13 protein-coding genes are annotated in these 12,913 nt (G+C 33.2%); 11 read left to right on the plus strand and 2 right to left on the minus strand.

What is annotated here, in order from left to right:
* Positions 1 to 10 precede the first annotated feature (10 nt).
* Together FN795_RS05675 and FN795_RS05680 are read right to left on the minus strand one after the other, a co-directional pair.
* Positions 11 to 550, minus strand: a complete 540-nt coding sequence (locus tag FN795_RS05675; protein WP_142449759.1) for an NADPH-dependent FMN reductase — start codon at positions 548 to 550, stop codon at positions 11 to 13.
* 91 nt (positions 551 to 641) lie between these two features.
* Positions 642 to 1,001, minus strand: coding sequence for a hypothetical protein (locus FN795_RS05680; RefSeq protein ID WP_142449760.1), 360 nt, complete (start codon positions 999 to 1,001; stop codon positions 642 to 644).
* 273 nt (positions 1,002 to 1,274) lie between these two features.
* Here FN795_RS05680 and trmD point away from each other — a divergent pair, with 273 nt between their 5' ends.
* The 11 genes from trmD to FN795_RS05735 all read left to right on the plus strand — a co-directional run bounded on the left by trmD (position 1,275) and on the right by FN795_RS05735 (position 12,745).
* Positions 1,275 to 1,955, plus strand: a complete 681-nt coding sequence (gene trmD, locus FN795_RS05685; protein ID WP_035649164.1) for a tRNA (guanosine(37)-N1)-methyltransferase TrmD — start codon at positions 1,275 to 1,277, stop codon at positions 1,953 to 1,955.
* Between the two features lie 219 nt (positions 1,956 to 2,174).
* On the plus strand, positions 2,175 to 2,525 hold the full coding sequence (rplS, locus tag FN795_RS05690; protein WP_057124480.1) for a 50S ribosomal protein L19: 351 nt from the start codon (positions 2,175 to 2,177) through the stop codon (positions 2,523 to 2,525).
* A 283-nt stretch (positions 2,526 to 2,808) separates the two neighbouring features.
* The gene (locus FN795_RS05695) at positions 2,809 to 5,031 is read left to right on the plus strand and encodes an NADP-dependent isocitrate dehydrogenase (RefSeq protein ID WP_142449761.1); all 2,223 of its coding nucleotides are present in this window, start codon (positions 2,809 to 2,811) and stop codon (positions 5,029 to 5,031) included.
* 152 nt (positions 5,032 to 5,183) lie between these two features.
* Positions 5,184 to 7,568, plus strand: a complete 2,385-nt coding sequence (locus tag FN795_RS05700; protein WP_142449762.1) for a TonB-dependent receptor — start codon at positions 5,184 to 5,186, stop codon at positions 7,566 to 7,568.
* Positions 7,569 to 7,595: 27 nt separating this feature from the next.
* On the plus strand, positions 7,596 to 8,426 hold the full coding sequence (locus tag FN795_RS05705; protein ID WP_142449763.1) for a DUF4249 domain-containing protein: 831 nt from the start codon (positions 7,596 to 7,598) through the stop codon (positions 8,424 to 8,426).
* Positions 8,427 to 8,909: a GyrI-like domain-containing protein gene (locus tag FN795_RS05710; protein WP_142449764.1), complete on the plus strand. Its 483-nt coding sequence runs from the start codon at positions 8,427 to 8,429 to the stop codon at positions 8,907 to 8,909.
* 28 nt (positions 8,910 to 8,937) lie between these two features.
* On the plus strand, positions 8,938 to 9,384 hold the full coding sequence (locus tag FN795_RS05715) for a DinB family protein (RefSeq protein WP_142449765.1): 447 nt from the start codon (positions 8,938 to 8,940) through the stop codon (positions 9,382 to 9,384).
* A 54-nt stretch (positions 9,385 to 9,438) separates the two neighbouring features.
* Positions 9,439 to 10,101: a thiamine diphosphokinase gene (locus FN795_RS05720; protein WP_142449766.1), complete on the plus strand. Its 663-nt coding sequence runs from the start codon at positions 9,439 to 9,441 to the stop codon at positions 10,099 to 10,101.
* Positions 10,102 to 10,296: 195 nt separating this feature from the next.
* The gene (locus tag FN795_RS05725) at positions 10,297 to 11,193 is read left to right on the plus strand and encodes a restriction endonuclease (protein ID WP_142449767.1); all 897 of its coding nucleotides are present in this window, start codon (positions 10,297 to 10,299) and stop codon (positions 11,191 to 11,193) included.
* Positions 11,194 to 11,332: 139 nt separating this feature from the next.
* Positions 11,333 to 12,076 carry a potassium channel family protein gene (locus tag FN795_RS05730; protein WP_142449768.1) on the plus strand — a complete coding sequence of 248 codons (744 nt, stop codon included), beginning with the start codon at positions 11,333 to 11,335 and terminating at the stop codon, positions 12,074 to 12,076.
* Positions 12,077 to 12,271: 195 nt separating this feature from the next.
* A complete protein-coding gene (locus FN795_RS05735) occupies positions 12,272 to 12,745 on the plus strand; it encodes a hypothetical protein (RefSeq protein ID WP_142449769.1) in 474 nt (157 codons plus the stop codon).
* Positions 12,746 to 12,913 lie beyond the last annotated feature (168 nt).

Here is a 12,913-nt window from a genome sequence, read left to right on the forward strand (position 1 = left end):
GCTGTACAGCTCAATCCAAAAATTGATTTTCAAAATTCGTTATAAAGCTTTCAAGAGCCTTTTCGGTATCAGGATTTGTAATTTTTCCTTCGTTATCTATTTTTCCGCGAATGCCTTGAATTAAAAGTTGCGAAGCATCATCAAATTTCGCTTCAAGTGTTTTCATTACTAGTAAAAGTTGTTCATGAGCCATTTCACCCGAAGCCGACGCAGTGATAAATCCTGTCTTTTTTCCAGAAAAAACAGTAGTCGAAACACACCATTCTAAAGCATTTTTTAAAGTTCCGGGCAAACTGAAAACATACTCCGGCGTGCAAATTAAAACACCATCAGCCTGAGCAATTTTATCTCTAAATTGAATAATTTTTTCTGGCGGAATTTCCTGATCCAAATCGGGATTAAAATGTGGTAATTGATCTAATTCTTTAAAAATTTCAACTTCAAATTTTTCTTTTATATGTTCAGAAACATGTTTTAGAATTTTAAAATTGCTGGAGTTTTTTCGTGTACTCCCGTTTATGGCGAAGATTTTTATTTTTTGAGAAGGCATTATTTCTGGAAAAATTTAAAATTTGATTGTTTAAAAATAGTATTTATTTACAACCGAAATAAAATTTTTTATCCCAAAATATTCATTCAAATCACTTCACAGTCAACAAACTCATTCCTGCTAATTTATCAGAATCAATAGATTGAGGAGCGTAATTTTGTTTTTCATTTCTAAAAGAAGTTATTTTTCCTGTTTTATCTACATACATATAAGTATAATTCCAATGCAACGGACCAGCCATTCTGGAATCTTCATTTTCTCCTTTTTCATACACCTGATCTGCATAAAGCAATATTTCACCATCTCCACTATTATCAAATATCCTTATTGGAGTTCCCCAGCTTTTTATAAGACTTTGTTTAGTCATTCCAATCCATTTATCTCCAGTATTTTTCGAACTTGCGCATGCACATAATGCCATTACAGCAAAACATAAAATTATATTTTTCATTAGATCAAGTTTTTAGATTTAAGGCAACAATTCTGTAAGTAAAAAACTATGTAATAATACTTAAAAGTAAGAAATATTGTTTTACACAAAAACATTTTAATGTTATATAATTATTATTTATCCATTTGACAAGCAATAGTTTAAACGTAAAAATACAATATTCAAAATCACAACATTTCACTAAAACAAAGCGGTTCATTTTTTGAATTCCTATTTTTAAAATTTCTCAGTATTTACTTTGTATCTTTGCACCCAAACTTTTGAAAAAGAGAAATGCGAATTGATATTATCACACTTTTACCTGAATTATTAAGAAGCCCTTTTGAGGCTTCTATTATGAAACGTGCTATTGACAAAGGTTTAGTCGAAGTACATTTTCACAATCTTCGTGATTATAGCACCAACAGACAAAAAAGTGTTGATGATTATCCTTTTGGCGGTGGCGCAGGAATGGTAATGACGATTCAACCAATTGACGATTGCATTACACATTTAAAAAGTCAGCGTGAATATGACGAAATCATATATATGTCGCCTGACGGAGAAACCCTGAATCAAAAAATGGCTAATACAATGTCTATGTATGAAAACATTATTATTTTATGCGGACATTATAAAGGTGTTGACCAAAGAGTTAGAGATCATTTTATTACCAAAGAAATTTCGATCGGTGATTATGTATTATCTGGCGGAGAATTAGGCGCTATCGTTTTATCTGACGCATTAATTAGATTAATTCCTGGTGTTTTAAGCGATGAAACTTCTGCTTTAACAGATAGTTTTCAGGATAATTTGCTTTCAGGACCAATATATACAAGACCCGCAGATTATAAAGGATGGAAAGTTCCGGAAGTATTGACCAGCGGCCACGCAGCCAAAATTGACAAATGGCGTGAAGACAAGGCTTTTGAACATACTAAAAACAGAAGGCCGGATTTACTTGAAGGGCATTAATTTTTGTTTCAGGTTTCAAGTTTCAGGTTTCAGGCCAATTCACAAAGCAAAAACCTGAAATAAAAACACTTTAAAGAACTTTTTTTCAGCAACTTAAAATAATTTACAATTTACAATTTATAATTCATAATTTTTTTTTACATTTGCACCCGAATTTGACCAACCTCTGGCGAGATCCGTGAATGTTGCTCGATATAAAACTATAATAATAAAATTATCATGGCAGATTTATTAAAATTCGTTCAAAACGAATTCGTTGCTAAAAAAGATTTCCCTGATTTCGGAGCTGGAGATACTATCACAGTTTTCTACGAAATTAAAGAGGGTGAAAAAACTAGAACTCAGTTTTTCAAAGGAGTTGTAATTCAAAGAAGAGGTTCTGGTAACACAGAAACTTTTACAATCCGTAAAATGTCTGGAGCTATTGGAGTTGAGCGTATCTTCCCAGTAAACTTACCAGCTTTACAAAAAATTGAAATCAACAAGAAAGGTGCTGTACGTAGAGCTAGAATTTTCTACTTCAGAGAACTTACTGGTAAAAAAGCTAAGATTAAAGATAAAAGAAGATAATCATTTATCAATCTGTTATAAAAAACTCGTTTCATATTACTTGAAACGAGTTTTTTTTATGTCTTCTTTTGAACCAATATCAAAACTGTAATTTTTTAATATCAAAATCATCGATTTGACAATTTAACAAGCACGAAATAACAATCTGATAATTCATCCATTTCTAAACAAAACTACACCGATTTCGGACTGTTTTTATTATATTTGCTCCGCTCGTTTTGAGCCGACTATACTTTTCATATCGTCATCTCGTGACGACACGATTATAAAAAAAAAAAAAAAAATGACACAGAATTCAAAAATTTTTTACACCTTAACTGATGAGGCGCCATTATTAGCGACTTATTCTTTGTTACCAATTGTGCAGGCGTTTACTTCAACAGCAGGTATCGCTATTGAAACCAGAGACATCTCTTTAGCAGGAAGAATTTTATCTAACTTTCCTGAATCATTAACAGATGCTCAAAAAACCGGAGATGCTTTATCTGAACTTGGCCAACTAGCTACAAAACCTGAAGCTAACATCATCAAATTGCCAAACGTTTCTGCATCTGTTCCTCAATTAAAAGCAGCTATTGCTGAATTACAATCTCACGGATATAATGTTCCAAATTTCCCTGAAGATCCTCAAACGGATGCTGAAAAAGAAATTAAAGCAAAATATGCAAAAGTTTTAGGTTCTGCCGTAAACCCAGTTTTACGTGAAGGAAACTCTGATCGTAGAGCTCCAAGAGCTGTTAAAAACTTTGCAAAAGCAAATCCACACTCAATGGGTGCTTGGTCTGCTGATTCAAAAACTAAAGTAGCTTCAATGCCAAACGGTGATTTCTACGGAAGTGAGCAATCACTTACTGTTGCTGAGGCAAACGATGTAAAAATCGAATTTATTGCTAAAGATGGCACAACAACTGTCCTTAAAGCAAGTACTCCACTAAAAGCGGGCGAAATCATTGATAGCTCTGTTTTAAGTGTAAAAAAATTAAAAGCATTTGCAGCTGATGTAATTGCTGAAGCTAAAGCGGCAGGAGTTTTACTTTCTGTACACTTAAAAGCTACAATGATGAAAGTTTCTGATCCAATTATCTTTGGCGCTATCGTTGAAGTATATTTTGCAGATGTTTTCAAAAAATACGAATCTTTATTCGCTGAATTAAACATTGATACTAGAAATGGTTTAGGTGATATCTACGCAAAAATCGCTGGAAGACCTGAGCAAGCAGAAGTTGAAGCAGCTATTGATCAGGCAATCGCAAACGGACCAGCTTTAGCTATGGTTAATTCTGATAAAGGAATTACAAACTTACACGTTCCTTCAGATGTAATTGTTGATGCTTCTATGCCTGCAATGATCCGTACTTCTGGACAAATGTGGAACAAAGAAGGTAAAGCACAAGATACATTTGCTGTTATTCCAGATCGTTCTTACGCTGGAATATATACTGCAACTATTGATTTCTGTAAAAAACACGGTGCTTTTGATCCAAAAACAATGGGAAGTGTTCCAAACGTTGGATTAATGGCGCAAAAAGCTGAAGAATACGGATCTCACGATAAGACTTTCCAATTGAAAGCTGATGGTGTTGTTCGCGTTGTAGATGCAAACGGAAATGTTTTAATGGAACAAAACGTTGAAACAAACGATATTTTCAGAATGTGCCAGGCAAAAGATGCTCCTATTCAGGACTGGGTTAAATTGGCTGTAAACAGAGCTCGTTTATCTAGTACTCCTGCTGTTTTCTGGTTAGACGAAAACAGAGCACACGATAGAGAATTAATCGTAAAAGTTCAAAAATACCTTAAAGATTACGATACTACAAACTTAGATATCCGTATTTTAAACCCAGTTGCTGCTACTGAATTTACTTTAGACAGAATCATCAAAGGTTTAGATACTATCTCTGTAACTGGAAACGTTTTACGTGATTATTTAACAGATTTATTCCCAATTTTAGAGTTAGGAACTTCTGCAAAAATGTTATCTATTGTTCCTTTAATGAACGGTGGTGGATTGTTCGAAACTGGTGCTGGAGGTTCTGCTCCTAAACACGTTGAGCAATTTACAGAAGAAGGATATTTACGTTGGGATTCTTTAGGAGAATTTTTAGCTCTTGGCGCTTCTTTAGAGCATTTAGGACAAACTTTAGACAATTCTAAAGCGATTGTATTATCTGAAACTTTAGATCAGGCTAATGATAAATTCTTAGCAAATGATAAATCTCCAGCTCGTAAAGTGGGTCAAATTGACAACAGAGGTTCTCACTTCTATTTAGCATTCTATTGGGCTCAAGCTTTAGCAGCTCAAAATAAAGATGCTGAATTAAAAGCGATTTTCACTCCAATCGCAGCTGAATTTGAAGCTAACGAAGCTAAAATCGATGCGGAATTAATTGGTGCTCAAGGAAAAGCGCAAAACATTGGAGGATATTATCAACCAACTCCTGAATTAGTAAGCAAAGCAATGCGTCCTAGCGAAACATTCAATGCTATTATTGCTAAAATCAAATAATAACAGAACATAATAATGTACTGTTAGAAGTAAATAAAAAAAGACAACCTTTATGGGTTGTCTTTTTTGTTTTATCTTAACCAACATTTAACAGCTGTTCCATTATAATATATTAGTAAGAATTCTTAACTATGTAAACCAAAATCAAAAAGATGATTTCAAGAAAAATTGGCATTCTTATAATTTTCGTTTTAACGGCGTTTACTTCATTTGCTCAGGAAAAATTTACCTTGAGCGGCACTATAAAGGACAATAAAAGCAACGAAACCTTAATTGCTGTCAATATTTATATTCCTTCTTTGAAAATTGGAACCACTACAAACGAATATGGCTTCTATTCCTTGACCATTCCAAAAGGAGAACATCAAATTGAAATTAGTTATGTTGGATACCAAACCATTCAACAAACCGTGCTTCTAAATCAAAATACCAAAATGAATTTTAGCCTCAGCGAAGGCGAAGGCCAGGAACTACAGGAAGTTGTCATTAAAGAAAACAAAGGCAAAGTCAATATCAAATCCCCGGAAATGAGTGCAAATAAACTCTCCATTGCAACCATCAAAAAAATGCCGGTTGTTTTGGGAGAAGTTGACGTTTTAAAATCTATTTTATTGCTTCCAGGAGTTACAAATGCAGGTGAAGGCGCATCGGGATTCAATGTACGTGGCGGCGGCGCTGATCAAAATTTGATTTTATTGGACGAAGCGACGATTTTCAATTCTTCTCATGTTTTTGGTTTCTTCTCCGTTTTTAATCCAGATGCTATTAAAGATTTGAAATTATATAAAGGTGGAATTCCTGCGCGTTTTGGAGGAAGAGCTTCTTCCGTTTTGGATATTTATCAGAAAGATGGAAACAGTAAAGAGTTTCATGTAAACGGAGGAATCGGGTTAATCTCTAGCCGACTTTTAGCGGAAGGTCCTTTGGTAAAAGATAAAGGTTCTTTTTTAATTGGCGGAAGAGCTTCTTATGCTCATTTATTTCTAAAACTTTCAGAAGATCAAAAAGACAATTCGGCTTATTTTTATGATTTGAATACCAAATTGAGCTATAAATTAAATGACAATAATAGTTTGTATTTATCCGGATATTTTGGACGCGATGTTTTCAGTTTAAACAAAAGTTTCACGAATATTTATGGAAATTCTACTCTGAATCTTCGTTGGAATCATTTGTATTCAGATAAATTATTTTCAAATCTATCTTTAATTTACAGTGATTATTATTACGGATTAGATCTCGATTTTGTCGGATTTAAATGGGATTCTGGCATTCAAAACTATAATATTAAATACGATTTCAAACATTATATTTCAGATAAATTCAAATTGAGTTACGGCTTAAACGGAATTTATTACAAGTTTAATCCCGGAACTATAAAACCAAGCGGACCAGATTCTGGCATTAATCCTGATCAATTGGATAAAAAATATGCTTTTGAGCCTTCTGTTTATATTGATGCCGAAAATCAGCTTTCAAAGAAAATTACAATTGCATATGGATTGCGATACAGTTTATTTTACCGTTTAGGTCCTTCTTCTGTAAATCTTTATGAAAACAACAATCCGGTTCTTTTTGATTCGGATATGCAGATTTATGAAAAAGCAACTCCAATTGGCACAGAATATTATGGCAAAAACAAATCGATCAAAGATTACAATAATCTAGAGCCTCGTTTTTCTGTTTCTTATCAATTAAATGATGATGAAGCATTAAAAGCGAGTTACAACCGAATGGCACAATATCTTCAGTTGATTTCAAATACCTCATCACCTACTCCGCTTGATGTCTGGATGCCAAGTGACACTTATATTAAACCCCAAATTGCAGATCAAGTGGCGCTCGGATATTTCAGAAATATCAAGAGCGGTGCTTATTCCTTAGAAGTTGAAACCTATTACAAAGAAATTCAAAACCGTCTTGATTATATAGACGGAGCTGATTTAATTGCAAATAATGCTATTGAGCAAGTGATCCTAAATGGGCAAATGCGCGCTTATGGTTTAGAAATCATGGTAAAGAAAAATGAAGGAAAATTTAACGGATGGATTTCATACACTTTATCAAAATCAGAACAGCAAACTCCAGGAAGAACTCCTGAAGAAACTGGAATTAATAATGGCCAATGGTACAATTCGGCTTATGACAAAACACACAATTTAGCCATAACTTCAACTTATAATTTGAACGAAAAATGGTCTTTTGGTGCTAACTTTGCCTTACAGTCTGGAATGCCAGTTACTTATCCTAACGGGCAATATGAATATTTAGGAATCACGGTTCCAAGCTACGGCCTTCGTAATGGAAATCGTTTGCCAGCGTATCATCATTTAGATGTTTCAGCAACTTTGACTCCGAGAAAAAACAAAGATCGAAACTGGAAAGGTGAATGGGTTTTCAGCATTTATAATTTGTATAATCGCAAAAATGCAGCTTCAATAAATTTCCGACAAAATGTGGACACGGGCGACAATGAAGCCGTAAAAACATCTATTTTCGGAATTGTTCCTGCAGTAAGTTACAATTTCAGATTTTAAATATAACTTTTTGTTAAAAAAAATATCATGAAAAAAGCAGTTTTATATCTCATAATTTTTGTTTCCATCTTTGCCACCAGTTGTGAAGAAGTTGTTGATGTCGAATTAGATACCGCTCCACCAAAATTAGTTATTGAAGCAGCAATAAACTGGCAAAAAGGAACTACTGGACGACAGCAAACCATAAAATTAACCACTACAACAGGTTATTTTGAAAATGTAATTCCGACAGTTTCTGGTGCGAAAATTTACATAAAAAACAGCGCTAATGAGCAATTTAATTTTAATGAAGTTCCGAAAACCGGCCGTTATATCTGTACCAATTTCAAACCTGTTTTAAATCAGGAATATACTTTGACGGTAATTTCAAACGGGCAAACTTATACGGCAACTGAAAAAATGCAATCTGTCGCGCCTATAACACATATCGAACAAAATAACGAAGGCGGTTTTACTGGAAAAGACATCGAAATCAGAGCATATTACAATGATCCTGCTGATGCCGATAATTTCTATTTGTATAAATACGTGTATTCAAGTAAAATTAAATCGAATTATTATGTTGATGAAGATAAATTTTTTCAAGGGAATGAATTTTTCAGTCTTTCCGATGATGATGAATTAAAATCTGGAGACGAAATTGAAATAACTCACTTCGGAATCTCAAAGCAATATTATAACTATATGAGTATCCTGGTCAGTATTGCTGGCACAAATGTTGGCGGACCTTTTCAGTCGCCTCCTGCAACAGTAAAAGGAAATATCATCAACACAACCAATAAAGAAAATTATCCACTTGGCTATTTTTCACTGAGCGAAACCGATTTAAAAAAATTCACGATAAAACAAACCAACTAAATGGAAGCCCAAATTAAAATTTTAACCGAAAAAAAATTAGTCGGCAAACATATTGTAATGTCGTTTATTGAGAATCATACTTTTCAATTGTGGAATGGTTTTATGCCAAGACGAAAGGAAATCAAAAATAATATTGATTCTAATTTATATTCACTCGAAGTTTTTCCAAATGGATATTTTGACAATTTTGACGCCAGTAAAACTTTCCAAAAATGGGCTGCAGTCGAAGTTAAAAATTACTCTGCAATTCCGCTAGAAATGGAAAAATTAATAATTCCGACAGGAATTTATGCTGTTTTTATTCATAAAGGCCCGGCAAGTGAAGGTCACAAAACCTATCATACTATTTTTGCAGAATGGCTTCCTAATTCTGAATATACCGTTGACGACAGACCTCATTTCGCCGTAATGGACGAAAAATACAAAAAAGACGATCCTGATTCTGAAGAAGAAATCTGGATTCCGATAAAAAACAGGCCTTGATTAATTATTCCTATAAATTCAAAATACTATGCTAATCGAAACTCTTAAATCGTTATTTGAACGAGATTTAAAAAGACTAAAAGTTGAAATCGAATCCTATCAAAACGAAAACAGAATTTGGGAAATTGACAAAAATATTTCAAACTCGGCTGGAAATCTTTGTTTGCATCTTATTGGAAATATCAACACTTACATTGGGGCAGAAATTGGAAAAACTGGTTATATTCGAAATCGTCCGTTGGAATTTTCTTTAAAAGATATTCCAAAAACAGAAATAATTCAAAAAATCGACGAAACATTAATTGCTGTAAATAATGCCTTAGATTCTTTAACAGAAACCGATTTAGAATCAATTTATCCTCAAATTGTTTTCGAAAAAGAAATGACAACAGGATTCTTTTTAGTTCATCTTTCAACGCATTTAGCCTATCATTTAGGACAGATAAATTACCACAGAAGATTACTAGATTTTTAATCTTCAAAATCTAAATTCTAACCGTACCTTTGCATCACAATCAAAAATCCCCTTATGTCATCACATCATATAGTTCGCGACGATCAGGAACCTGCTTTAATTATTGCTAACGGTGCTGCCTGCAATCCCGAATTATTAGGTCAATTGCTAGAGTGGTCGCCACTTGTCGTTGTTCTTGATTCTGCAATTGAACGCGTTATTGAATTAGGCATAAAAGTCGATGTACTTTTGGGCGATTTTGACCGCGGTTTTGATCCGGAAATCTATAAAACATCACAATATCCTATAGAAATTGTTCATACACCTGATCAAAATAAAACCGATTTGGAAAAAGCCTTTGATTATTTAATCGAAAGAAAAATTCCGGCCGTAAACGTTGTCTGGGCAACGGGAAAACGTGCCGATCATACTATTACAAATCTTACTAACATTGTTCATTACCGCGATTTACTTAAAATTGTAATTCTCGACGATCACTCAAAAATATTTTTATTGCCTGCAAAATTCGAGAAATGGTACACGGCAAAAACTCCAATTTCTCTTATTCCAATTGGTGTTGTAAACGGCATATATTCCACGAATTTAAAATACGAATTGCAAAACGATACGCTTACAATGGGCTACAGAACAGGAAGCAGCAATTCTGTTGAACAAGATGGACTTATAACTATCACACATCGTGAAGGCGATCTTTTAATGATGGAATGTTTTGATTAAATTTTCCTTTTGAGCATGCTACTTTCAAGGTCTTGCTTTTTAAATTGAAACGTTTTTCTTACTTTAGTAGCCTTAGTTGTATAATTACTACGTTTTTCATACATATCTACCCAAAATTGAGTGGCTTTGTATGATTTTGTCATACATATATACTAGTTATATGCAACTTTAATCAACATCACTAAAAAAATAAAGATGACAGAATTATTCAATTATAAATTTGATGACTTATTTAATCCAACACTAAAAGCATTACATCATTTAGGAGGTTCTGCTTCCGTAGTAGAAATAGAAAATTATGTTATCGAATTACTTAAATTATCTGAAGAACAAATTAGTGAAATTCATCGCGGAACAACTACAAAACTGAATTATAGATTACGTTGGGCCAGAAATTATTTAAAAAATTTCGGATTACTCGAAAATTCAGAAAGAGGAGTTTGGATATTGACACCTAAAGGCTTAAAAACAGATGAAGTTGACCCAAAAGTTGTCAGCCGAAAAGTACGTGAAGTAAATAAAAAAAGGAGAAAAGAAAAACAGCCTGAAACAGAGTCAGAATCTGATTTAGAATTAGAACCAACTGAGTTAACGACAGAAGCATCCTCTGATTTTGAAGAAGAAAATGAAATTACTTGGAAAGATGAACTTCTTCAGAAAATTAAAGGTATTTCACCTGTTAGTTTCGAAAGACTTTGTCAAAGAATATTACGTGAATTAGGATTTCAAAATGTGGAGGTTACCGGAAAACCTAATGACGGCGGAATAGATGGAAAAGGAATTTTACAATTAGGTGGAATTCTATCATTTCACGTGGTTTTTCAAGCAAAACGATATAAGGAAACAGTAAGTCCGAGCGTAATTAGGGATTTTAGAGGTTCAATGAGTGCGAATGTGGATAAAGGCTTAATTATAACAACAGGAAGATTTACAAGGGAAGCTCGAAAAGAAGCCCAAAGAGATGGAGCTTTACCAATTGATTTAATTGATGGGGATTCTCTTGCAGAGAAATTAAAAGAATTAAGACTTGGAATTCAGATTGAACTTGTTGAAAAAGTTAATGTTGATATGAATTGGTATGACAATATCTAAAAAAAACCAGCACATAACAGCTACTATAAAAGATTTGGGCAACAGGCTTAATGGAAAGATAGCTTTTCCAAAGAATGGGCTTAATTTAGTACCAAACCCGCTGTAGTACCAGAACGTTGTATGTAATTACAAAAAAATTATGAGTAAAAAAACAAAACTAATATTTTTCGCAGTCTTATATCTTTTGTTAATACCAATTTTTGCAGGAATATACTTTTGGAAATCTGATGAATTTTATCATTCAACTATTAAGTATGAAAATAATCATATTAATGATAAAAAAGAAATTCTTAGGGAGTTAAAAAAAAGCATGATTGATACATATAAAATTGCTAATCAAACTGAGAGTCTTCCAGATGAATATTTTTACTCATTAAGCGATATTGATTTCTTCAATTTAGAATATCACAATGGTTATTTTTACTTTGATGTAATAGCAAATTATAAAGGTAATGCTAACGACTTACCGCCTAACCCAATAAATCTAAAATTTTGTTTGTCTTGGGAAACAAAAATCAATGATGAAATGAATGAATATGGGGTTCAATGTACCAATTATAATGATATAAGTAAAACGCTCAAATTATTTTTCCCATCTCGCTTAAAAGAGTTCCATGGCATGACAGATATTGGTTATATTACAATTTCAAAGACTCTAGAGCAAAGATTAAAAGATTTTCGTGATTCTACACTTGGAAAACCAAACAAGTCACTAGATAATTTTTTGAGACTGTTGTATCTTAGTTCTGTAACTATTACAACGGTTGGATACGGTGACATTGTGCCTATATCGACAACAACGAGGTTATTGATTTCTACAGAAGCAATTTTAGGAATTGTTTTAATTGGTTTATTCGTTAATGCATCATTCTTAAAAGAGTAACTATATACAGCAGCGGTTTTATGAAATGGCGGCTTTGGGGATTTCTCGGGAATGGTTCGTGAATATTTTTCTTCTCCGAAGTGGGCTTTTTCTTTCAACCTTTTTGGTATATTTGTAAACATCAGTAATAAAATTCCGCCACTTAATAAAGCCGACGGGACGTTGTGCACAATTGCCACCTACATAATAATAAGAATGATGTTTAATTCAGAAACTGAATTCGAAATACATATCCGTAAAGTTATTGAGGAAAAAATATCAACCCATAATTCAGAGATTGTATTACTACAAAACAAAGATGTTGCAGACATATTAGTCTGCAAAAATTCAAATCCTTCTCGTATATTCTTCATAGAGGCCAAATTTCATAAAACTTCAAACGGAAGAATTGGTTTTGGTAACAGTCAAGGAGGAGGTTTTCAGCCTGAAATTTTAACTAAAAGGCCTAAATATTTTGATGAAAATATGATATGGATATTTGGCAAAGAAAATGATGATAAATTCTACATTGGTAGAAATGATGAAGTGTCAAAATATTTTTGTGGTGGACAAATTAGAATTAAGTTTAATAATTTTCAAAGTAAAATTTATAAGCATTTAACTCATTATTCCGAAGAAGAATTAACCGAATATCTAAAAAAGTGGTTCGAACAAGGCAACTGTGTATAACAGCCACTACAATGGGTTTGGGCATTTGGCTTAATGGAAAGATAGTTTTGTATTTGGGATGATTTGCTTCGCCTACTCGCTATCGCTCGGGTGACAAATCCGAATAATGTGCTTAATTTAGTCCAAAACCCGTTGTAGTAGTGGGACGTTACCAGCTATTGTGGAAAA

The sequence above is a fragment of the Flavobacterium resistens genome, assembly GCF_900182645.1.
GTDB lineage: Bacteria > Bacteroidota > Bacteroidia > Flavobacteriales > Flavobacteriaceae > Flavobacterium > Flavobacterium resistens.